Genomic DNA, 21,593 nt, shown 5'->3' with positions numbered 1-21,593 from the left:
ACACCCTGCCGCTGGTGCCCTTTCTCGCGGTCGTGGTGACGTTCCTGCTCGTTCCGACCGTCACGGTGATCGTCAACGCGTTCTTCGCCGACGGCGTGCTGTCCCTGACCCGTATCGAGGCGTTGTTCTCCGGGCCCGCGCTGTCGGCACTGGCCAAGAGCGTGGTGTTGTCGTTCAGCACCGCGCTGATCGGCGCCATCCTGGGCGCGGTGCTGTCCTGGCTGATCGTGTCCGGCCCGCCCACCTCGATGGTCCGCCGCGCGGTGTTGGCACTGTGCAGCGTGCTGGCTCAATTCGGCGGTGTGGCACTGGCTTTCGCATTCCTCGCGACGATCGGGCTGAACGGTGTGCTGACGCTGTGGGTCCAACAACTGGTCGGATGGAACCTCGCGGCCTCGGGTTGGCTCTACGGGCTGACCGGCCTGATCGTGGTCTACACGTACTTTCAGATTCCGCTGATGGTGATCGTGTTCGTGCCGGCCCTGGAGGGGCTGCGGAAGCAGTGGCGCGAAGCGGCGCTCAGCCTGGGTGCGTCGCGGCTGCAGTACTTCCGCGAGGTGGCCGCGCCGTTGTTGACTCCGGCATTTCTGGGGTCGGCGCTGTTGTTGTTCGCCAACGCATTTGCCGCGTACGCGACGGCGGCCGCACTGGTCAGCCAGGGCAGCCCGATCGTGCCGCTGCTGATCCGGGCGGCGCTGACCAGCGAGGTGGTGTTGGGTCAGTCCGGCTTCGCCTACGCGTTGGCGCTGGAGATGATCGTCGTCGTGGCTGTGGTGATGGTGGCCTACAACAGGTTGGTGCGACGCACGGCGAGGTGGCTTCGATGACTCGCGCGGCCAGGCTGATTCGGGGTGCGCTCTGGGTGTCGTTCGGGTTGTTCTTCCTGTTCCCGCTCTACGCGATGGCCGACTTCTCCACGCGCGACCTGATTGCCGGGGGACGCACCCTTCGGGCGTGGGCCAATTTGGTGTCCGACGATGCGCTGTACCAGGCCATCGTGGTCTCCCTGCTGCTTGCGGTGTTCACCGTCCTCGCGATGCTGGTGATCCTGTTGCCGACCATGATCTGGGTGCGGCTGCGGGCGTCGTGGATGAGCGGGGTGCTGGAATTCTTCTGCCTATTGCCGTTGACGATTCCGGCCTTGGTCATCGTCGTCGGGATGCGCAACGTGTACCTCTGGGTCACGTACTTTCTCGGCGAATCGGCGTTGACGCTGACGTTCGTCTACATCGTGCTGGTGTTGCCGTTCGCCTACCGCGCGCTGGACGCGGCGCTGTCGTCGATCGACCTGCGCACGCTCACCGAGGCGGCGCGGTCGCTGGGTGCCGGATGGACGACGACGATCTTGCGTGTGGTGGTGCCCAACATCTGGTCGGGAATCCTGTCCGCCGCGTTCATCTCGATCGCCGTCGTGCTCGGTGAGTACACGATCGCCTCGCTCAGCGGCTTCCAGACTTTGCAGGTGCAGATCGTGGCCATCGGTAAGGCCGACGGCCCGACCTCGGTCGCCGCGTCGTTGGCGGTGCTGCTACTGGGTTTCGTTCTGCTGCTCACACTTTCGCTGGTCACCCGCGGGCGCCGGCGAGTCCAGGGAGTCACCGCATGACCGCCGGAGTCGCCGTCGAGCTCGATGCGCTGACGCGGGTTTACGGTTCGGTGAGGGCGCTTGACGGCTTCACCTTGCACATCGAACCCGGCGAACTCGTCGCGCTGCTGGGCCCGTCCGGCTGCGGCAAAACCACCGCGCTGCGCATTCTCGCCGGCCTCGAGGCGGCTACCTCCGGGACCGTGACCGTCGACGGCACTGATGTCAGCGGCGTGCCTGCGAACAAGCGCGATATGGGCATGGTGTTCCAGGCCTACAGTCTCTTCCCTCACCTGACGGTGCTCGACAACGTCGCGTTCGGACTGAAGATGCGGGGAAAGTCGAAGCGGGAGCGACTGTCTCGGGCCAGCGAGATGCTGGATCTGGTCGGGCTGTCCCCGCACACCCACAGGTACGCAAGCGAGCTGTCGGGTGGGCAGCAGCAGCGCGTCGCACTGGCCCGGGCCCTGGCGATCCGGCCGCGGGTACTGCTGCTCGACGAACCGCTGTCGGCGTTGGACGCCAAGGTCCGTTCGCAGTTGCGTGACGAGATCCGCCGCGTCCAACTGGAAGTCGGTACGACGACTCTCTTCGTCACGCACGACCAGGAGGAGGCGCTCGCGGTTGCCGACCGCGTCGGGGTGATGAGCCAGGGCAGGCTCGAACAACTGGCGGCCCCTGCGGACCTCTACGCCAACCCGGCGACGCCGTTCGTCGCGGACTTCGTCGGACTGAACAACAAAGTGCCCGCGGCGGTCTCCGACGGCCGCGCTCAGCTGCTCGACACGTCCGTGCCCACGCTGGCGGGTTCGATCGCGTCGGGATCGGGGCTGGCCATGGTACGGCCGGAAGCGGTGACGGTGACCGCGGACCCGGCCGGCACGTCGACGGTCAACTCGGTGGCGTTCCTGGGGCCGATATCCCGCGTCTACGCCGCGATGCCCGACGGCACGGTGATCAGCGCGCAGATGGCCGGCTCGGCGGCGCGTGTCTTCGCGCCCGGCGACCCGGTCACCATCACCGTCGAAGCCGACGGGGTGCTGGTGGTTCGCGACGGGTGACTCACCCCCAACCCGCTCGTCGTCTCGAGCTAGGCGTCCTTGACCGGCTCGATGCCGAGATCCCGGTAGGTGACCAGCGCGGCGAACGGGACGTCGCGCGCCGCGAACCGCTTGGCGGCGATTTCGCCGCGGTCCACCATCGGGATCACCCCGGTGACGACCGCCCCCGCCGCGGTCACCCGGTCGAACGCGATCTCGGTCGAGCCGCCGGTGCTGATCACATCGTCGACCAGCAGCACCCGCATACCCGGCTCCAATCGAGTGCCCTCGATCCACTGTTCGCGCCCGCGCTGCTTCTGCTCCTTGCGGACCGAGAACCAGGCCTTGCCCGTGACCATAGCGACACCGTGCGCCAACGGATCGGCGCCCATCGTCAGCCCGCCGACCGCGTCGAACTCGATGCCCCGGCTCGCGGCCAGTTCGGCGACCGCGCGGCTGACGATCGCCAAGCGTTCACCGGTGTCGATCGCATACTTGCCGTCGATGTAGTCATGGCTGAGCTGACCGCTGGCCAACTTGAACGGCTCGTCGCGACGCTCGTGGCCGCGGGTGGCGATGAGTTCGAACGCCGCTTGCCAGGAGGAAGAAGGCTCAGCAGTCATGGGCCGATGGTATTTCAGCCTCGCCGCGCCAGGCGGGTCAGCTCGACGGCGGCCGAACGCAATTCGCCGACGGAGTCGATCGGCTCGGGGTAGCCGATCCGGGTGTAGGCCATTCCGCGGTCGGTGGTGATCCGCAGGTCCAAACCGTAGCGGTCGGCGCCCGTGCAGGTCGCCGCCGTGGTGTCCGGGTAGCCGCCCAGCACTTTGGCCATCGCGACCAGAGCGTCGGCGTGGTCGGCGTTCAGATGCGCGACGGCCCCCGCCGCGTACGGTTGCACCGGATCCGGACGCGCCGCGGTGTACGCCTCACCCGTCGCCGAGTCCATCCGCCCGTAGCCGCCGACCCAGCGAACGCGGTGCACCCGAAGCACCCACAGCGTGAAGTCGCTGTAGTCGATGTAGTACCTGGCGGCGGCAACGGCCGACAGGTGGGCATCGCGCGCGGCGCCGGCCTCGTCGGCGGTGGGCTGCCCGGCCACGCCGGCCAGCGTGATCCGGCCGCTGGCCAGCGGATCGGACTGTGGGTTCGGCGCGACGATCGCGATACTCGCCCGCGGGTCCGTCAAAAGGTTGCGGCCGTGCTCGGCGAGGTTGGACACGCACAGCACCGGCGCGCCGTCGAGCAGTCCGTACGTCACGAACGACGCCCACGGGTCGCCGTCGGCGGTCAGTGTCGCCAGTGTTGCGGTGTCGGTGGACGCGGCGATCGTCCGAGCCTCCTCGGCCGCCGACGGGCGGACGGGATTGACCACTTCGGTCAGCGGGGGAGGAACGGACGGAGCGTCACCGGGGTCGCCGTGATCGCGTGTTGCCACGCCGGAACGATACCGAAGTGCCCACGAATTCCCACCGATTCGATTCTTCGCGACATGGGTAGGTTGGACACGGTATGGAAGAACACCGTTTGGACCAACACAGCGGGGTCAGAGCATCCGACGTGTCCGCCGACCACGACCCGGCGGAGGGCAGCCACGTCGAGGACGGTGTCGTCGAGCACCCCACCGCCGAGGACTTCGGCCACGCCCGGGTACTGCCCGAGGACCGCACGTGGTTCAAGCGCGCCGTCTTCTACGAGGTCCTGGTGCGCGCGTTCTACGACTCGAACTCCGACGGCATCGGCGATCTGCGGGGACTGACCGAGCAACTCGACTACGTGAAGTGGCTTGGCGTGGACTGCCTTTGGCTGCCGCCGTTCTACGATTCGCCGCTGCGCGACGGCGGCTACGACATCCGCGACTTCTACCGGGTGCTGCCGGAGTTCGGCACCGTCGACGACTTCGTCGAACTCCTGGACGCGGCGCACCGTCGGGGTATTCGCGTCATCACCGACCTCGTCATGAACCACACCTCCGAGTCGCACGCGTGGTTCCAGGAATCGCGCAGGGATCCGGACGGGCCCTACGGCGACTTCTACGTGTGGAGCGACACCAGCGAGAAGTACACCGACGCGCGGATCATCTTCGTCGACACCGAGGAGTCGAATTGGACCTTCGACCCGGTGCGACGCCAGTTCTACTGGCACCGGTTCTTCAGCCACCAGCCCGATCTCAACTACGACAACCCGGCCGTACAGGAGGCGATGCTCGACGTCCTGCGGTTCTGGCTCGACCTCGGCATCGACGGCTTCCGGCTGGACGCGGTGCCCTACCTGTTCGAGCGGGAGGGCACCAACTGCGAGAACCTGCCCGAGACACACGCGTTCCTCAAACACTGCCGCAAGGTGATCGACGACGAGTACCCGGGCCGGGTGCTGCTGGCCGAGGCGAACCAGTGGCCCGCCGACGTGGTCGAGTACTTCGGTGACCCGGACACCGGCGGCGACGAATGCCACATGGCGTTCCACTTTCCGCTGATGCCGCGGATCTTCATGGCTGTGCGTCGCGAATCGCGGTTCCCGATCTCCGAAATCCTGGCGCAGACACCCGATATCCCGGAGATGGCGCAGTGGGGCATCTTCCTGCGCAACCACGACGAGTTGACGTTGGAGATGGTCACCGACGAAGAACGCGACTACATGTACGCCGAGTACGCCAAGGATCCGCGGATGAAGGCCAACGTCGGGATCCGGCGACGGTTGGCGCCGCTGCTGGACAACGACCGCAACCAGATGGAGTTGTTCACCGCGCTGCTGCTGTCGCTGCCGGGTTCACCGGTGCTGTACTACGGTGACGAAATCGGCATGGGCGACATCATCTGGCTCGGCGACCGCGACGCCGTGCGCACGCCGATGCAGTGGACGCCCGACCGCAACGCCGGTTTCTCCACCGCAACTCCCGGCCGCCTGTATCTACCGCCCAACCAGGACGCCATCTACGGGTATCAGTCGGTCAACGTCGAGGCTCAACGCGACATCTCGAACTCCCTGCTCAACTGGACCCGCACCATGCTCGCGGTGCGCAGCCGCCACGACGCGTTCGCCATCGGCAGCTTCCACGAGTTAGGCGGGTCCAACCCGTCCGTACTCACCTACGTCCGAGAGATCGAGAAGGAGGGCAGAAAAGACACCGTGCTCTGCGTCAACAACCTGTCCCGCTTCCCGCAGCCGATCGAACTGAACCTGCAGGCCTACAACGGACACACGCCGATCGAGATGACCGGATACGTGGAGTTTCCCCGTATCGGCCAGTTACCGTACCTGCTGACCCTGCCAGGCCACGGCTTCTACTGGTTCTCGCTGAAGGCGCCCAGCGCGGAGCTTGGAGAACAGTGATGACCCTGCCATTTCACGAGTGGCTGCCACATCAACGGTGGTATGCCGGCCGCAGCCGCGAGTTGGCCTCGGTGCAGCAGGCCGCAGGCGTCGGTCTGCGCGACGACCTGGACCTCATGCTGCTCGACGTCTCCTACACCGACGGCTCCAGTGAGCGCTATCAGGTCCTGGTGCGCTGGAACGCCGGGCCTATCGAGGAGTACGCGGAGGTCGCGACGATCGGCGCTGACGGTGACCGCACCGCCTACGACGCGCTCTACGACCCCACCGCCGCACAGTACCTGCTGTCGCTGATCGACTCGTCGGCGACCGTCGGGTCCGGTGAGACCACGGTGCGCTTCGCCAAGGAACCCGACGTCGAGTTACCGCTGGGCGCCGCACCGCGGGTGGTGGCGGCCGAACAGAGCAACACCAGCGTGGTGTTCGAGGAAAAGGCGATCCTCAAGCTGTTCCGCCGTCTCACGCCCGGAACGAACCCGGACATCGAATTGAACCGCGTGCTGGCCCGCGCGGGTAACCCGCATGTGGCGCGACTTCTCGGCTCTTTCGAGACGACCTGGGACGGCGAGCCGTGCGCGCTGGGCATGCTCACCGAGTTCGCGGCCACCTCGGCCGAAGGCTGGGATATGGCGACCGCCAGCACCCGCGACCTGTTCGCCGAGGGCGACCTGTACGCCGACGAGGTGGGCGGCGACTTCGCCGGGGAGTCTTACCGGCTCGGCGAGGCGGTCGCGTCGGTGCACGCGACACTGGCCGACCAGCTGGGCATCCAGGCCGCCATGTTCCCGACCGACACCGCGTTGGAGCGGTTGGCGTCGGCGGCCAAGGCGGTGCCCGACCTCGAGCAGTACGCACCGCTGATCGAGGAGCGGTACCGCAAGCTCGCCGAGGAGACGATCACGGTTCAGCGCATCCACGGGGACCTGCATCTCGGGCAGGTGCTGCGCATCCCCGAGGGCTGGCTGCTGATCGACTTCGAAGGCGAGCCCGGTCAACCGCTCGAGGAACGCCGCCGACCCGACTCGCCGCTTCGCGATGTGGCCGGGCTGCTGCGGTCCTTCGAGTACGCCGCGTATCAGCGCTTGATGGAGCAGTCCTCCGACGAAGACCACGACCGTCAATTGGGGGCGCGGGCCCGGGAGTGGGTGGACCGCAACGCCGCGTCGTTCTGCGAGGGCTACGCCGAGGTGTCCGGCGCCGATCCACGCGACTCCGGGCACGTGCTGGCGGCCTACGAGTTGGACAAGGCCGTCTACGAGGCCGCTTACGAGGCACGTTTCCGGCCGGGCTGGCTGCCGATCCCGCTGAAGTCGATCGCGCGCATCGTCGGTTGACACGAGACACCGCGACGGTCATGGCCAAGTACTTGCTCAACCACGCCGCGATCCTCAAGGCCCGGGAACTGATCGACGCGCGCCAGTACGTGCTCGACAGCGACTGGGGCGAGGTGCAGCCGCGCGCCGAGGCGCAGAACACCTACCTCGAAGCGCACTCGTGGGAGGACTACGCGCGCTGGCACCTCGGCCTCACCGACGGTGCCCGCGACGGGACGAAGGCGCGTTACGCGTTCGTCTACGGCGATTTCCGCCGGCTCCACCGCTCGGGGCTCATCGCGTGCGTGTACCGGGCCTCCGAATGGCGACACAAGGACGTCGAACTGGCCGCGCATCACGTGCTGCAATACCTCGACGAGAAGACGGGGCTCACGCCATCTGCGCCTATCGGCGGAGCATGACGACGCCTCGCGTGTGGTTACCCTCGCGAAGAATTGCGACAGTAAAAGCACCGTCTCACAGTTCGTTTTGGCCGGAACCGGCCGCAGGACGGGCGGCGTTTAGCGACGGAGCAGGTGGGCAACCGAATTACTGTGAGCGCAAATCCGGACCCAGACTATTCACCCAACGACGACGGCGGCGTGGGTGACACGCTGCGCCCCACGGAGGCGTTGGACTCCGATGACGTTCGTAACGACGACGGTGACGAAACCGTGGATCCGCCCGAGGGGTGGCGGGAAGCCGACAAGATCAATGCCGACGGCGAGGTCGACGAGAGCCTCGACGAGAAACTCGCCGCCGAGGAGCCCGAGCAGCCCGAACTGAACCAGCCGATCGGTGAGCCGAGCGGCGACACCGAACTACTCACCGACGACCAGATGGAGAGCATCGACCCCGACCGACACGGGCGCAGCGAGGGCCAGATCGACGGCACCCCCGAGGACGGTGACTCGTTCTTCCCCGTCGTCGAGTAGGGCGCCTACTCCGCCGGCGCGGCCTGCAGCACCACGACCGCCCGCGCGGGGACGGTGACGTTCTGCCCGGCGGCCACCGGTGTCACCTCGTCGTCGCCGGGCGCGGTTTCGATCACCGCGACCCAGGAGTCGCCGAACTTCTGCTCCGGCATCGCGAACTCGATCGGCTCGTAGTGGGCGTTGAAGCACAGCACGAACGAGTCGTCGGTGATGCGCTGTCCGCGTACGTCCAAATCGGGGATGCCGTTGCCGTCGAGGTACACCGCAATCGACTTGGCGTAGCCGGTTTCCCAGTCCTCGTCGCTCATCTCGGACCCGTCGGGTGCGAACCAGGCGATGTCGGGCAACCCGTCGTTGCCGCGCTGCCGCACCGGGCGCCCGGAGAAGAACCGGCGGCGGCGGAACACCGGGTGCGCCGCGCGCAGCGCCGACACGGTGCGGGTGAACTCCATCAGATCGGTGTCCGGGTTGTCCCAGTCGATCCACGACAGTTCGTTGTCCTGGCAGTAGACGTTGTTGTTTCCCTGCTGGGTGCGGCCGAGCTCGTCGCCGTGGGCGATCATCGGTACGCCCTGCGAAAGCAGCAGTGTCGCAAGGAAGTTGCGTTGCTGGCGCGCCCGTAGCGCGTTGACCTCAGGATCGTCCGTCGGCCCCTCCACGCCACAGTTCCAGGACCGGTTGTGGCTCTCGCCGTCGTTGTTGTCCTCGCCGTTGGCCTGGTTGTGCTTCTCGTTGTAGGACACCAGGTCTCGCAGCGTGAAGCCGTCGTGGGCAATGACGAAGTTGATCGACGCGACGGGCCGCCGTCCGGTCTGCTCGTAGAGGTCGGCCGAACCCGTCAAGCGGTAGGCGAATTCGTCCAGTGTCGCCGGTTCGCCCCGCCAGTAGTCGCGGACCGTGTCACGGTACTTGCCGTTCCACTCGGTCCACTGCGGAGGAAAGTTGCCGACCTGGTAACCACCGGGTCCGACGTCCCACGGTTCGGCGATCAGCTTGACCTGGCTGACCGTCGGATCTTGTTGTACGAGTTCGAAGAACGTCGACAGGCGGTCCACATCGTAGAATTCGCGGGCCAGGGTCGAGGCGAGGTCGAACCGGAAACCGTCGACGTGCATCTCGGTCACCCAGTACCGCAGCGAATCCATGATCAGCTGCAGCGAGTGCGGATGCCCGACGTTGAGGCTGTTGCCGGTGCCGGTGTAGTCCATGTAGTAGCGCTTGTCGTCGTCGACGAGCCGGTAGTAGGCGGCGTTGTCGATGCCCCGCATGGACAGGGTCGGGCCCAGGTGGTTGCCCTCCGCGGTGTGGTTGTAGACCACGTCGAGGATCACCTCGATGCCGGCTTCGTGCAGCGCGCGCACCATCGCCTTGAACTCCTGCACCTGCCCGCCCGGGTTCGGGCTCGAACTGTACTTCGAGTCCGGCGCGAGGAAGCCGATCGTGTTGTAGCCCCAGTAGTTGGACAGGCCCTTTTCGATCAGCGTCGAGTCGTTGGCGAAGTGGTGCACGGGCAGCAACTCGATGGCCGTCACGCCGAGCGACTGCAGGTGTTCGATGATCACCGGGTGCGCCACGGCGGAGTAGGTGCCGCGGATGTTCTCGGGGATGCCGGGGTGCGTCTGCGTCAGGCCCTTGACGTGGGCCTCGTAGATGACGGAATCGGCGTACTCGTAGTCCGGCGGCCGGTCGTTGCCCCAGTCGAAGTAGGGGTTGATGACCACCGACTTCGGCATGCTCGCCGCTGAGTCGTCGTCGTTGCGGCTGTCGGGATCGCCGAAGTTGTAGCCGAACAGCGATTGGTTCCAGTCGAAGGCGCCGTCGATCGCCTTCGAGTACGGATCGAGTAGCAGCTTGTTCGGGTTGCAGCGCTGCCCCGACGGCGGGTCGGAGGCGCCGTGCACCCGGTACCCGTACCGCTGGCCCGGTTCGATGTTCGGGATGAAGCCGTGCCAGACGAACGCGTCGTTTTCGGGCAACGTCACGCGGGTCTCGGTCCCGTCCGCGTCGAACAGGCACAGTTCGACCTTGTCGGCGGCCTCGCTGAACACCGCGAAGTTGGTGCCCGTCCCGTCGTAGGTCCCTCCGAGCGGATAGGCCTTACCCGGCCAGACCTCCAGGGATGCGGCTTGCGGGGCGGGGGCTTGGGTCAATTCTCACTCCAGACGACGACAGAACACGGACAACGAGACGATACGGGTGTGCCCGATGCGGCAGCATCAGAATCAACTCCGCACGAATATCACACGATCGAGGGAGAAACACGTGTCCGCCCGCCCCGAGCTGCCGCGTTACCGGACACTGCTGGTCGACTTCGACGAGGGGGTGGCCACCGTTACCCTCAACCGGCCGCGGCAGCGCAACGCCGTCGGCGACGGCATGCGTGAGGAGTTGGCCGACGCGTACCGGGTGTTCGGTCGCGACGACAGGGTCCGCGTGATCGTGCTGACCGGTACCCCGCCGGCCTTCTGCGCCGGCGCCGACCTGACGTCCGGTGCGGACACCTTCGCCGCGCCGGGACCGGACTTCAGCGCCGCGGGCGTCGACGTGCCCGCCTGGACGCTGCCCAAGCCGGTCATCGCCGCGGTCAACGGGCACGCGATCGGACTGGGGCTGACGCTGGCGCTGCAGTGCGACATCCGGTTCGTCGCCGCCGACGCCCGCTACGGCGTCGTGCAGGTGCGGCGCGGAGTCGTCGGCGACGCGTACTCGCACTGGATTCTGCCACGCCTGGTGGGCATCGCGACCGCGGCCGAGATCCTGCTCGGCGGAGCAACTTTCGACGGTGCGCGCGCGGTACAGCTCGGGCTGGCCAGCCGCGTGCTGGCGGCCGACGAGGTGTTGCCCGCCGCGCAGGAACTCGCCCGCGGCATCGCCGTGAACACCGCGCCGATGTCGGTGGCCGCCAGCAAGCGACTGCTGTGGGACTCCTTCGACCTGGACCGGGCGGCAGTCGGCAAGCGGGAAACCGAGATCCACTTGCGGTTGATGGGGCACGACGACGCCAGGGAAGGTGTGCGTGCGTTCATGCAGGGACGAGCGCCGTCGTGGACGGGTACCCCGGTCGACCCGACAGCGGGCGGCTAAAAAATTTCCACTCCTGCGGCGCGCAAGTCCTCAACGGCTTTCGCGGTCGACTCGGGGGCGACGCCGGCGGTCAGGCTCAATAGGACCCGCGTCGTGAAACCGTTGGCAAGGGCGTCGGCCGCCGTCGCCCGCACGCAGTAGTCGGTCGCGATGCCGGCGATGTCGATCTCGTCGACGCCGCGCTCGCGCAGCCATTCGGTCAACGGTGTGCCGTTCTCGTCGATCCCCTCGAAACCGCTGTAGGCCGCGGAGTATTCGCCCTTGGTGAAGACGGCGTCGAGCGCGTCGGGCCGGAACTGCCGGTGAAAGTCGGCGCCGGGGGTGCCGACGACGCAGTGCGGCGGCCATGAGTTCACGAAATCGGGGTCGTCGGAGAAGTGGTCACCCGGGTCGATGTGAAAGTCCTTGGTGGCCACCACATGTGTGTACTCGCTCTGGCCGGCCAGCAGCTCGGTGATCCCGCGGGCGACGTCGGCGCCACCATCGACGGCCAGTGAGCCGCCCTCGCAGAAGTCGTTCTGGACGTCGACGATGATCAGCGCTTTCATACCTTTCGACGCTACCCGCCGAACAGCAGGTACAGCCCGGTGAACGTGTAGCCGACCATGACCAGCATCATCGCCAGTTGTCCGGTGAGCTGGTAGCCCGACGGCAGCACCCGCAGCGCGCGGTCGTGCGCGGCGATCACCCCGCCGATGTGGCCGGCCAGCACGAAGCCGACCTTGAGGGTCGAGAGCACCGCGGGGTGCAACGACAAGAAGTAGCTGACTTCGGAGTCGGCCAGCCAGAACAGATTCCAGCCACGGGCGAGCGGGTCGGCCAACAAGATGATCGTCTGCTGACCGCGCTCGATTAGGTAGGTCAGGTAGTGGGCGAACACATAGCCGAGGACGATAGGGATCAGCGAATGAGCCATCAGGCCGGGCAACTGCCGGCGCCGGTCGCGGTCGACACCGCCGGTGGCGATCGAGGCGCAGCAGAACGTGCCCGCGACAATCGCCGCGAACGTTGCGAGGCCGGCCGTCTTGATCAGGGTTGCGGTCAGCGTCGACGAGGAGTGGTCATCGACGAAGCTCCGCCACGCCGGCATCGCCGAAAAGCTGTCGAATGCCGTTGATCCCAGCAGCACGGCCAGGACGGCGACGACACCCGGACGCACCGGCAGCGACGGGAGATGGTCGAACGGGTTGCCGATGGCCACCCTGCCGGTGTCGGGGTGCCGACGAAACGGGGACAGCCGCGATGCCACCACGCTGTATACCTCGAACGGGTCGGCCCGAGAGCACCAGCGCGCACCGCAGCACAGCGCCCCGGCGAAGGTAATCGCGAGGTAGGCCAGCAGCCAGATGCGAATGGCGCCAAGTGAACCCGGGTCGGGGCTGGCCAGTTCCAGCCAGACGAAGGCGAACAGGCCGACGGCGGCCGGCCAGTAACCCAACCATGCCGGATAGGTGAGCCCGAGCGAGCGTCCCCCCAGCAGGCGAAGGACCGCGCGCACCGGCGATATCGCCCGCCAAACGGGTCCGACGATCAGCGACACCGCTACCAGACCCACCCACAGCAGAACGTAGAACACGCCGGGCAGCGGGTTCCTGGCATCCTGTGGGCCGAGGACGGCGGCGAAGCCCACCCACACCGCGAACCCCAACCCGGCGAGTGCTAGGGCCCAGCGGGTGGCGGGGGCGTCGACCACCGTCGTCACCCAATCAGGCAGGGAACGCGCGGAATTGGTCGGATCGAACCTCGGCTTCTTCCACGCAAGCGCGACTACAGCGAAGGTGAACGTCAACGCCCACGCCGCTCCGATCAGCGCGTAGGTGAAGGGTATCGGCAGATCGGTGGAGCCGCCGAGGCCGTGGGCCAGTACGGACACCGACCCGCCCGCCATCACTGCTGGACTTGAACGGTGGCGACGACGCGGTTCAGCTCATGCAGCTCGATCTCGACGTTGCCGGGCACCTCGACACTGAACTGGAACTGCTGGCCCGGCTTCGGAGCCACCTTGAAGGTGTGCTCCGGCACGGAGTGCACATGCAGCTCATCGGCCGCATCGCTGTTGACCCGCAGCACAATCGGCTCGTTCAGCTTCGCTGGGACTTGTGCATTCGTCGGCGTGACCTTGCCGCCCTCGATTGTGATGTCGATGGTGACTCGGTCGGTTGGCCGTTGCTGATCCGGCGTGCCCGATGCGGTGTCGGAGCTTTGGGAGCCACCGCAGCCGGCGGTCAGGAGCGCCACGGCGACTACGATGCCGAAACCCAGTCGGCGGCTGACGGTCGGTGTCACGGTGCCCCTTCGTCGGTGGTCTTGCTGTCGGCTTTGCGGCGGTTCTTCATCGCGATGTACACCACCACCCCTGCTACGGCGATCGCCGGCGCGAAGGCGGGCACTGCGATCCACACCGAGTGGTCCGCCAGGATCGAAACGTCTGAGCCATCCATCACGACTGCGCGCTCGGTTGCAGCTCCGCGTCGCTGCCGGTCGGTTCACTGTTGTTGATCCGACCGGCACCCCAGGTGACACCCGCGACCATCGCCAGGGTGCAGACCAGGACCACCAGGCAGCCGACCAGCCACAGCGAAGCAGGAATGTCCGGGCTGCGCTCACGCTGCAGGATCGTGATCTCGGCGACGACGGGTCGGGTCATCGACGACTCGGCGGGCACCTCTTCGGCGCCGATACCCGGATCACCGGCCAGGTAGATCGGCACTGCGGCCAAGGTGCGTCCGTCGTGCAAGCGCAGCAGCGTCTTCCAGGTGCCGGACACCGGCATCGGTTCGGTGGAACGGTAGTGGCCCGGACCCACCTGTTGGAGGTGGTCGATGAAGATGCCGCGGTCGTTGGCCAGGCCACCTTGCCACCCGAGCACGGACACCCAGTTCGGGTCGTCGCCGATCAGGTTCGCGGGCGTGATCTGCACGTCCGCAGTCACGAACCTCTGCCCGTCGACACGGGGAGCTTCGGTGAGTGTGATTGCCGCCGAGGCACTTTCGGGAACGTCATAGCGGAGCCCGTTGGCCGTGGCTCCGCCGATCGCCAACACCGTCAACGCGACGATGCCGATCCCGATGGCACGGCGAGGCAGTCGCCGGCCGGTCAGCACCATGCCCACCATGGCGCCGCACGCGCCGGTCAGGATCGCCACCGGTACCGCCATCGCGAGCGCTTCCGGCCAGATGCTGGTCGGCCATGGGTAGGGATAGACAGCGCCGATCCACAAGGACTCGAGCCAGAGGCCGAGGGTGCCGACGCCTAGGCCTGCCACGGCACCGAACAGCACGGGACGCTTGATCAGCGGGGTCAGCCCGATCAGTTCGACCACTACCGCCGCACCGAGATACAGCGGGAACCAGTTGATCGGTGCGTCGAGGATCGGACCGACCGCGACCGCGACCAGTCCGCGCAGGCCGATGGCGATCAAGGCCGCAAGCAGAGCCGCGCCCCGGCCGAGGAAGACCCTGGCGGCGACCAGCGCCAGCGCCGCGGCGGCCGCGATGAGCATGGGCTGAAAGACCTGACGGAACTGTGGCACCCCGAAGTCGAATTCGATCTGGTAGACCGACATGCCGATGAGGACGCCCCCGAAGGCCAGGTACTGGACGAACTTCAGCCCGATCCCGTCGCGGGGCGCGTCGGGACCCACTGCCCGCTTCCCCTCGACCTCGAGATAGGCAGCGGCCAGGGTGGAAAAGCCGGCGCCGCCGATCATCATCAGGTGGGTCGGCCCCCACAGCGTCACGTCCTGACCGAAGATGCGGTGCCACATGTCGTCGAGCGGGAAGCCCATCAGGGCATAGAGCCCGCACCCGGCCATCACGATGCCGCCGACGGGTGCGTACCAGTCGTCGGTGATGCGTACGGCGGCCGGACCCGGCTTGTCGTATGGCAGCACCATCGCGGTGCAGCCGGCGACGAAGATCCCGAATAGCCCGATGAGGATGAAGTAGTGCGCCGGGTTGGCCAGCGCCCCGTCGTCGCGGCCGTTGCCGATGTGCAGGCTGACGTCCCAGATGAAGCCGAACAACGCGCAGATGATCGACGTGATGAACAGCGCGATGGGCAGGGCCACCCACGACGGGCGCTTGAAGCGGCGGCCGGACCAATCGCCGAGCCTGGCCAACCAGGTGATCTTGTGATTGCGGTGCATCCAGCCGATCCACAACAGCAGCGCGGCGACCACCGCCGCGACGGCGGTCAGGCCGATGATTTCGTTGAGCGCGGCCCCGCCGCCCTCGTCCTGCGCCAAGTACGAGATTTCCGTCATTTGCCCCACCTGCCGAATGTCGGAGGAAGCTCCTTACTCTTCGGTCATGTTGCCAGAAATCGGACAGACGAAACCAGGGGTATCAGGTACCGGCGACGCGAAACGTCTCAAGCGATGTATCAGCCGCGTCCGGAATGTTCATGCCCGCTGTCAGGCCCGTTCGCAGGTAGTCGATGATCGCGTCGGTGAGCAGTTCGCCGGGGACTACTGCGGGGATGCCCGGCGGGTAGGGCGTGATCTGCTCGGCGCACACGCGACCGGCGGCCTTGTCGGCGGGAACCTGCTCGACCTGCCCGAAGAACGCGTCGCGCGGTAGTTGCACCGTCTCGAGCTGGATCTCCTCGGGCGACGGCAAGCGCACCGGTGACGGCGGATCGAAGTCGGTGGCCGCTTTGCGCCATGCCCACAACGCGTCGAGTAACCGTTCACCGGTGGCGTCGTCGTCGGCGAACGACATGGTGGCCAGGATGCGCCGGTGGTCGCTCATGCCGAGGTCGATGTGCTTGTGTGCGCGCAGCCAGTCGTGGGCCTGGTAGCCGGAGGTGCCGGTGCCGGACACGTCGATCAGAATCTGCATGCGGTCGAGGTCGTGGGATGCCTCGGCGCCGAGCAGTTCGTCTTCCAGCACCTCGATGTCGGGGATACGCGCGATTTCACGGCGGAGTCGGTGGGCGAGCGAGAGTGCGTTGTCGAGCAGTTCGTGACCGTGCTCGACCATCTGCCGGCGCCAACCGTCCATAGCGGCATATATGAGCACGTTGGGGCTGGTGGTCATCAATAGGTCCGCGCACGCCGAGAGCCGGTCCTGGTCGATGAGGTCGCCCTGCAGGTGAAAGACGGAACCCTGTTCGAACCCGGCCCCCATCTTGTGGACGCTGACCACGCAGACGTCCGCGCCGGCATCCATCGCCCAGGTCGGCAGGTCCTCGTGGAACGGCAGGTGTGCGCCCCAGGCCTCGTCGACGATCAGCGGCTTGCCGCGTTCGTGACAGACATCCGCGATTCCGGCCAGGTCCGTGCAGGTGCCGTAGGGGCTGGGGCAGACGACGAGCGCTCCGGCGGCGTCGGGGTGCTTGTCCCAGGCTTCCCGGAATTCGTCCGGCGACGGGGGATGGCTGAAATGCCGTTCGGCGTCCCAGCGCGGGGTGACCCATCGCGGTTGCACGCCGGAGAAGATGAGGCCGGCGACGATGGACTTGTGGCTGTCGCGCGGCACGAGCAGGCCACCGCTGGCCAAGCCGGCGACCGCCATCATCGCGGCTTTGACCGACAGCGAACTGCCACAGGTGGAGAACCAGGCAACCTTGGCGTCGACCGCGTCGGCCATGAGATCCTCGGCGCGCGTGAGGTATTCGTTGCTGGTGCGACGGTCGTCGAGCCCGCCGCTGGCGAGCAGGTCGTCGGCGAACGCTTGGGGTCCGAGCACATCGAGCACGCGGCTGTCGGCGCCACGACCCTGCCGGTGCCCCGGCGGAGTGAAGCCGTAGCGGTTTGCCTGGCGGTAGTCGACGAGTGCGTCGAGCAGGGGGGCTTCGGAATGGTCCATGTCAGATCGGTCCATGTCGGTCACGGTTTGAGGATGACCTTGACCATGCCGTCCTCCTTCTTCTGGAAGGTTTCGTATGCCCCGGGTGCGGCATCGAGCGGCAGTCGGTGCGTGGCGAACTGCTCGACGCCCAGCGGATCCTCGGCGGTCAGCAGCGGCATGATGTCGGGCACCCACCGCTTGACGTTCGCCTGGCCCATTCGCAGCCGAATCTGCTTGTCGAACAACGTCATCATGTTGATGGGGTCGGCGGCACCGCCGTAGACGCCGGAAAGTGAGATCGTCCCGCCCCGCCGCACCAGCGCGATCGCGGAGTTCAGCGCCGCGAGCCGGTCGACGCCGGCGTTCTTCATCACGACGCGGCCCACCGGGGAAGGCAAGAACTGGCTCATGGTTTGCATGGTTTCGGCGACCGGCGAACCGTGCGCCTCCATGCCGACGGCGTCGATCACGGACTCGGCGCCGCGGCCGTCGGTCTGGCTCTTGACGATTTCGTCGGCGTCGTCGCTGCGAAGATCGATGACTTCGTCGCAGTACGCGCGGGCGCGCGAGATCCGCTCGTCGACCAAGTCGACCCCGATCACCTTGCAGCCCTTGCGATGTGCGGCGATGCGGCAGGCCATCGCGCCGATAGGTCCGAGGCCGAGGACCACCAGGGTGCCGCCGTCGGGGATCTCGGCGTACTCGACGGCCTGCCAGGCGGTGGGCAGCACGTCGGAGAGGTAGACGTAGCGGTCGTCGGGTCCGTCCTCCGGCACCTTGATATGGGTGTACTGCGCCTGTGGGACGCGCAGATATTCGGCTTGGCCGCCGGCGACCTCGCCGTACAGCTTGGAGTAGCCGAACAGTGCTGCACCGGTGCCCTGGTCGCGGTTCTGGGTGGTCTCGCACTGGCTCTGCAAACCGTGGTCACACATGAAGCAGTGGCCGCACGAGATGTTGAACGGTATGACGACGCGGTCGCCTTGCTTGAGATCGGCGACGTCGCGGCCGACCTCTTCGACGACACCCATCGCCTCGTGGCCGAGGATGTCGCCGGGGCTCATGAAGGCGCCGAGCACCTCGTAGAGGTGCAGGTCCGAGCCGCAGATGTTGGTGCTGGTGACCCGGATGATCGCGTCGTTGGGTTCCTTGATCGCCGGATCGGGCACGTTGTCGACGGACACTTTCCGACGACCCTGCCAGGTCACTGCTCGCATGCGCGCCTCCTAAGGTCTCAGGAGGGCGTGCCCATTCAGGCGCGAGTCAAACGTAGGCTACGCGGCTAGGCGATGCCGCGCAGCGGCCTATCCAGTAGGTCCGTTTGGCGATGGCGGCGCAGTGGTCGGCGCCAGCTCGACCCGGCGCGAGTTGGCGTGCGCCGTCGACAGTGACTTGAGAGGCGTCGCCGAGCACGTCGGTAACGGGGACTTCACCGGTGTAGGTGGAGTTGCCGTCCATGACTGCACGATGCGGTAGCAGAGGCTTTTCGCCTTTGGTGCCGAATTTCCCTATGCGCCAATCCCTTTGCCTGGCCTTGTTTGGCAGTTCTAATTGTTGGTCGGTGGTGGTTGGGGTTGGAAGGGGTCATACCACCACCATTGGGCGCGTTCGCCAAGGGGCCCGGGCCAGGGTGGCGCCGCCGGCGGGGGATCTTTGGGCGGGCGGGCCAGTGATCCCGGGTGTAAGGGTTCGCCATCGCGGTCGGTGACGCTCAACTGGTCGGCGGGTCCGGTGATGGTGATCTCGCCGCGGTGATGCATCCGATGGTGATAGGGGCACACCAACACCAAATTGTGCATTTCGGTGGGGCCGCCGTCTTCCCAGTGCCGGATGTGATGGGCGTGCAGACCGCGGGTGGCGTTACAGCCGGGCACCCGACAGGTGCGGTCGCGATACTCCAGCGCGCGGCGCAGCCGGCGGCTGATCACCCGCGTGGTGCGGCCCGACCCGATGACCTGGCCGTGCCGCTCGAGCCACACCTCACAATCGGTATCACACAACAATAATTGCCGATCGGCATCCGACAAGACCGGGCCCAGGTGCGGCCACGCGGCGGGCTTGTCGGCATCGAGATGCACGATCACCGTCGTGTGCTGCCCATGCGGGCGGCGCGCCACCTCGGCGTCCCAAGCGGTTTCCACCATGCGCATGAACGCATCAGTCAAGTTCGGAAACGGCGGCTGACACTCTGAGTCGCCCCCCGCACGGCGTTCCTGGCCCTCGCCGGAGCCGTCGGGTCCGTGGTCGCGATTGTGGTCGTTGATCAGCGCGTCGCGGTGTGACTTCAGCGCAGCGTCGAGCTTGGCAGCCTCGATGTTCGGCAGGGTAATCCGGTAGGTGCTGAAATGCTCACCGCTGATCTTGGTGAGCGAGCGCTTCGGCTGGGGTCGATCCGGTTCGGGGCGCGGTTCGAGTGTGAGCGCAAAGCGCAACTGGCTGACTGTGGCCACCGAAGCCAACTGCGCATAGTGGTCATCAGACCCGTTACTGGCGTGCTTGGCGATCACCCCAACCTGATCCAGCGACAGCCGACCCTCGCGCATCTCGGAAGTGCAGCGCGGGAACTCCTCAAATCGGTCCGCGATCGCAGCGACCGTCGTCGCCGTCGTCGTCGACAGCCCGAGTTTCCAGGCCACCAACGCCTTCACCGACCTTGCTCCGGTCGTGCTCCACAGATCGTCCCGATCGAGCTCGGCGGTGATCTGCACGATGCGCCCATCAATGGCATTGCGCTGACCCGACAGCTCTTCCAACTCCCCGAATAATTCCTCGAGACGCTGCGATCGACTCAAGTCGACCTCAACGCCGGAGGGAGCGATCGAAACCATGACGGCATCATGACAGCAGGGTCTGACATTGATGAGGGAGGAGCGTTACCGCGCCCGTGCTAGGTCTTAATCACCTGCCAACTGTTAGCGCGGCAGCGGCCTGCGGGCGCGATTACATCCAGCGGATTGCCGGAAGTAGCTGTAGTGCCTGTGGCCTCTGAACGAGAGCTAGACGGTGACGCGGGTGGCGATGGCGTCGGCCGCGAGAACGCTGAGATGCTGCCAGTAAATCCAATCGGCGATGGCGGCGCGCTGGTCGGCGGTGTCGGTCGCGGTGTGCGCTCGGTGTAGCGCGAGTTCTTGGGCGTGGTCGGCGTAGACGACGAAATTCTGCAATTGAACTTGACCGCGGTCCGGCGAGTTACTGAGCAAGGGTCGGAAGACTTCGAACCACAGGAGCGCGCGCCGATCGTCCGGCGGAGTGTTGTCGGTGGGTGGTGGTGGCAGCACTTCCGAAAGACCGCTCGGTGCAATAGCGGACAATCTTGCTGCTGCGTCGGGCGATATCACCTGGAGTCTGTGTCGCCCTTCCATTCGCCCACTTTCGGGTAGGTCATCAGGACGAAGGATAATCCTCGGTGCGCCAGGGTCGAATCCCTTGAACTGGTCATCGGTGGCGATGACGGCGCGCAAGTCGGTGTTGTGGTGCTGGGCCCAACCATGAAGTGCGAGGATCGGATACGTTGTCCAGCTGCCACGAATGCTCGCGGGAATGCTCTCGTCGGCGGTAACCATCTTGACGCGATCGGGCAGATTGATGCCTTCGGGGATGTAGCCGATGCCGTAGTTGTTCGCGACGACAATGGATCCGTCTTTGGCGAGGCCGGTGACCCAGAAGAAGCCCATGTCCGTGATGCCGACGTTCAGCGCCGCCGCGATGCGCTGGGCGAGTTGAGCGGGATCGCTCGCGGACGGACGACGAAGAGTTGCCGCGGCGATAGCCTCGCGCTGGGCACGCGCCGCTGAAACCGGAACGGGCGCAGGGGCACCCGTCGAACTCGACCCGGCACCCGCGGCAGGCGGAACGGCAGGACCGACGCCGGCAGCCGGGGCGACGGGTGCGGCCGGCGGGGGAGTTGCAGGCGGGCCGAGTTGCACCGGCGGTGCGGGCGTGGCACCTGTCGCGGGTGGCGGTGCGACGGGCGCCTGGCCGCTCCCGGCGGCGGGCCCGGATGCAGACGCGGTGTGGCTGGCTACGGGTGCCGAAGGAGCCTCTGGAGACGGGGAAAGTGCCGGTGTCTGCGCTGCTGATGCGGCCGTCATAGGGGCGGACGGCTGGGGTGGCGGGATAGGTGCTTGCGCAGCAGCTTTCGCCGCAGATTCAGCCATCGCTCGCTGGAACTCGGCCATCTGAGCTTGATTCGCCGCTGCTGCAGCCGGATTCATGGGGCTGGGTGCGCTTGGCGTGACTGTCGGTGTGGATGGTGCTGACGGGGTCGACGGGGTTGAGGTAACAGTGGAGCCCGCGGATAGAAGGCTGCCCGGGGTACTAATCCGTGGAGGCGCGGGCGCACCGGGATTGCCAGGCATGCCGGGGATTCCGGGCATACCGGGTGTAGTTGCAGGGGCGGGAGGTGCGGACGATGAGGCGTCCGATAAGGGCGAACTCATGATGGTGTCTCCGCCGCCCACGCCAGAGAGTTCCGTAGATGGCGGCGCAAGCGACTCGGATTCCGCCGGGAT

General features: G+C 66.7%; 20 protein-coding genes. 8 read left to right on the top strand and 12 right to left on the bottom strand.

Features of this window, described 5'->3' with window-relative positions; all coding sequences use genetic code 11:
* The first annotated feature begins 5 nt into the window (after positions 1-5).
* From QGN32_RS10710 to QGN32_RS10700, 3 genes are read left to right on the top strand one after another with little or no spacing between them, the layout of a single operon-like run.
* Positions 6-827, top strand: coding sequence for an ABC transporter permease (locus QGN32_RS10710; RefSeq protein WP_326549023.1), 822 nt, complete (start codon positions 6-8; stop codon positions 825-827).
* Complete coding sequence (locus QGN32_RS10705; protein ID WP_326548536.1) at positions 824-1,606, top strand: ABC transporter permease; 783 nt, start codon at positions 824-826, stop codon at positions 1,604-1,606. The genes QGN32_RS10710 and QGN32_RS10705 overlap by 4 nt, the downstream gene beginning before the upstream one ends.
* Positions 1,603-2,646 carry an ABC transporter ATP-binding protein gene (locus tag QGN32_RS10700; RefSeq protein ID WP_326548535.1) on the top strand — a complete coding sequence of 348 codons (1,044 nt, stop codon included), beginning with the start codon at positions 1,603-1,605 and terminating at the stop codon, positions 2,644-2,646. The genes QGN32_RS10705 and QGN32_RS10700 overlap by 4 nt, the downstream gene beginning before the upstream one ends.
* Positions 2,647-2,675: 29 nt before the next feature.
* Here QGN32_RS10700 and pyrE read toward each other — a convergent pair whose 3' ends face one another.
* A complete protein-coding gene (gene pyrE, locus QGN32_RS10695; protein ID WP_326548534.1) occupies positions 2,676-3,248 on the bottom strand; it encodes an orotate phosphoribosyltransferase in 573 nt (190 codons plus the stop codon).
* 14 nt (positions 3,249-3,262) lie between these two features.
* Positions 3,263-4,063 (bottom strand): HugZ family pyridoxamine 5'-phosphate oxidase, encoded by an 801-nt coding sequence (locus tag QGN32_RS10690; RefSeq protein WP_326548533.1) that lies wholly within the window; start codon positions 4,061-4,063, stop codon positions 3,263-3,265.
* A 74-nt stretch (positions 4,064-4,137) separates the two neighbouring features.
* Between QGN32_RS10690 and treS the strand changes: the two genes are divergently transcribed.
* The 4 genes from treS to QGN32_RS10670 all read left to right on the top strand — a co-directional run bounded on the left by treS (position 4,138) and on the right by QGN32_RS10670 (position 8,206).
* Positions 4,138-5,958 carry a maltose alpha-D-glucosyltransferase gene (treS, locus tag QGN32_RS10685; RefSeq protein ID WP_326548532.1) on the top strand — a complete coding sequence of 607 codons (1,821 nt, stop codon included), beginning with the start codon at positions 4,138-4,140 and terminating at the stop codon, positions 5,956-5,958.
* Positions 5,958-7,292, top strand: a complete 1,335-nt coding sequence (locus QGN32_RS10680; protein WP_326548531.1) for a maltokinase N-terminal cap-like domain-containing protein — start codon at positions 5,958-5,960, stop codon at positions 7,290-7,292. The genes treS and QGN32_RS10680 overlap by 1 nt, the downstream gene beginning before the upstream one ends.
* 20 nt (positions 7,293-7,312) lie before the next feature.
* Complete coding sequence (locus QGN32_RS10675; RefSeq protein ID WP_326548530.1) at positions 7,313-7,693, top strand: hypothetical protein; 381 nt, start codon at positions 7,313-7,315, stop codon at positions 7,691-7,693.
* A 132-nt stretch (positions 7,694-7,825) separates the two neighbouring features.
* Positions 7,826-8,206 (top strand): hypothetical protein, encoded by a 381-nt coding sequence (locus QGN32_RS10670; protein WP_326548529.1) that lies wholly within the window; start codon positions 7,826-7,828, stop codon positions 8,204-8,206.
* A 5-nt stretch (positions 8,207-8,211) separates the two neighbouring features.
* On the opposite strand, the gene glgX is transcribed toward QGN32_RS10670, so the two are convergent.
* On the bottom strand, positions 8,212-10,356 hold the full coding sequence (glgX, locus tag QGN32_RS10665; protein WP_326548528.1) for a glycogen debranching protein GlgX: 2,145 nt from the start codon (positions 10,354-10,356) through the stop codon (positions 8,212-8,214).
* Between the two features lie 112 nt (positions 10,357-10,468).
* On the opposite strand from glgX, the gene QGN32_RS10660 reads away from it, so the two are divergent.
* Positions 10,469-11,290: an enoyl-CoA hydratase/isomerase family protein gene (locus QGN32_RS10660; RefSeq protein WP_326548527.1), complete on the top strand. Its 822-nt coding sequence runs from the start codon at positions 10,469-10,471 to the stop codon at positions 11,288-11,290.
* Here QGN32_RS10660 and QGN32_RS10655 read toward each other — a convergent pair.
* From QGN32_RS10655 to QGN32_RS10615, 9 genes are all read right to left on the bottom strand, one after another.
* A complete protein-coding gene (locus QGN32_RS10655; protein WP_326548526.1) occupies positions 11,287-11,838 on the bottom strand; it encodes a nicotinamidase in 552 nt (183 codons plus the stop codon). The genes QGN32_RS10660 and QGN32_RS10655 overlap by 4 nt on opposite strands.
* 11 nt (positions 11,839-11,849) lie before the next feature.
* Positions 11,850-13,178, bottom strand: a complete 1,329-nt coding sequence (locus QGN32_RS10650; protein WP_326548525.1) for a hypothetical protein — start codon at positions 13,176-13,178, stop codon at positions 11,850-11,852.
* Positions 13,178-13,576 (bottom strand): hypothetical protein, encoded by a 399-nt coding sequence (locus QGN32_RS10645; RefSeq protein WP_326548524.1) that lies wholly within the window; start codon positions 13,574-13,576, stop codon positions 13,178-13,180. Before QGN32_RS10645 ends, QGN32_RS10650 begins: the two co-directional genes overlap by 1 nt.
* Entirely contained in the window at positions 13,573-13,731 is a 159-nt protein-coding gene (locus QGN32_RS10640) for a hypothetical protein (protein ID WP_326548523.1), read from the bottom strand. The genes QGN32_RS10645 and QGN32_RS10640 overlap by 4 nt, the downstream gene beginning before the upstream one ends.
* Positions 13,731-15,554, bottom strand: a complete 1,824-nt coding sequence (locus tag QGN32_RS10635) for a hypothetical protein (RefSeq protein ID WP_326548522.1) — start codon at positions 15,552-15,554, stop codon at positions 13,731-13,733. The genes QGN32_RS10640 and QGN32_RS10635 overlap by 1 nt, the downstream gene beginning before the upstream one ends.
* A gap of 82 nt (positions 15,555-15,636) precedes the next feature.
* Complete coding sequence (locus tag QGN32_RS10630) at positions 15,637-17,100, bottom strand: aminotransferase class I/II-fold pyridoxal phosphate-dependent enzyme (RefSeq protein ID WP_326549022.1); 1,464 nt, start codon at positions 17,098-17,100, stop codon at positions 15,637-15,639.
* A 20-nt stretch (positions 17,101-17,120) separates the two neighbouring features.
* On the bottom strand, positions 17,121-18,299 hold the full coding sequence (locus tag QGN32_RS10625; RefSeq protein ID WP_326548521.1) for a zinc-dependent alcohol dehydrogenase: 1,179 nt from the start codon (positions 18,297-18,299) through the stop codon (positions 17,121-17,123).
* 330 nt (positions 18,300-18,629) lie between these two features.
* Positions 18,630-19,910 carry an HNH endonuclease signature motif containing protein gene (locus tag QGN32_RS10620; RefSeq protein WP_326548520.1) on the bottom strand — a complete coding sequence of 427 codons (1,281 nt, stop codon included), beginning with the start codon at positions 19,908-19,910 and terminating at the stop codon, positions 18,630-18,632.
* Positions 19,911-20,078: 168 nt separating this feature from the next.
* Positions 20,079-20,756, bottom strand: coding sequence for an EspK C-terminal domain-containing protein (locus QGN32_RS10615; protein ID WP_326548519.1), 678 nt, complete (start codon positions 20,754-20,756; stop codon positions 20,079-20,081).
* Between the last annotated feature and the right edge of the window lie 837 nt (positions 20,757-21,593).

It is taken from the genome of Mycolicibacterium sp. ND9-15 (assembly GCF_035918395.1).
GTDB lineage: Bacteria > Actinomycetota > Actinomycetes > Mycobacteriales > Mycobacteriaceae > Mycobacterium.
This window is presented reverse-complemented; position numbering and strand designations above follow the sequence as displayed.

What these genes read in the sequence shown, in the direction of transcription:
- QGN32_RS10705 (WP_326548536.1), top strand. Translation starts at nt 824, where the DNA reads ATGACTCGCGCGGCCAGGCTGATTCGGGGTGCGCTCTGGGTGTCGTTC.
- QGN32_RS10700 (WP_326548535.1), top strand. Translation starts at nt 1,603, where the DNA reads ATGACCGCCGGAGTCGCCGTCGAGCTCGATGCGCTGACGCGGGTTTAC.
- pyrE (WP_326548534.1), bottom strand. Translation starts at nt 3,248, where the DNA reads ATGACTGCTGAGCCTTCTTCCTCCTGGCAAGCGGCGTTCGAACTCATC.
- treS (WP_326548532.1), top strand. Translation starts at nt 4,138, where the DNA reads ATGGAAGAACACCGTTTGGACCAACACAGCGGGGTCAGAGCATCCGAC.
- QGN32_RS10680 (WP_326548531.1), top strand. Translation starts at nt 5,958, where the DNA reads ATGACCCTGCCATTTCACGAGTGGCTGCCACATCAACGGTGGTATGCC.
- QGN32_RS10675 (WP_326548530.1), top strand. Translation starts at nt 7,313, where the DNA reads ATGGCCAAGTACTTGCTCAACCACGCCGCGATCCTCAAGGCCCGGGAA.
- QGN32_RS10655 (WP_326548526.1), bottom strand. Translation starts at nt 11,838, where the DNA reads ATGAAAGCGCTGATCATCGTCGACGTCCAGAACGACTTCTGCGAGGGC.
- QGN32_RS10650 (WP_326548525.1), bottom strand. Translation starts at nt 13,178, where the DNA reads ATGGCGGGCGGGTCGGTGTCCGTACTGGCCCACGGCCTCGGCGGCTCC.
- QGN32_RS10640 (WP_326548523.1), bottom strand. Translation starts at nt 13,731, where the DNA reads ATGGATGGCTCAGACGTTTCGATCCTGGCGGACCACTCGGTGTGGATC.
- QGN32_RS10635 (WP_326548522.1), bottom strand. Translation starts at nt 15,554, where the DNA reads ATGACGGAAATCTCGTACTTGGCGCAGGACGAGGGCGGCGGGGCCGCG.
- QGN32_RS10630 (WP_326549022.1), bottom strand. Translation starts at nt 17,100, where the DNA reads ATGGACCATTCCGAAGCCCCCCTGCTCGACGCACTCGTCGACTACCGC.
- QGN32_RS10625 (WP_326548521.1), bottom strand. Translation starts at nt 18,299, where the DNA reads ATGCGAGCAGTGACCTGGCAGGGTCGTCGGAAAGTGTCCGTCGACAAC.
- QGN32_RS10620 (WP_326548520.1), bottom strand. Translation starts at nt 19,910, where the DNA reads ATGGTTTCGATCGCTCCCTCCGGCGTTGAGGTCGACTTGAGTCGATCG.
- QGN32_RS10615 (WP_326548519.1), bottom strand. Translation starts at nt 20,756, where the DNA reads ATGGGCTTCTTCTGGGTCACCGGCCTCGCCAAAGACGGATCCATTGTC.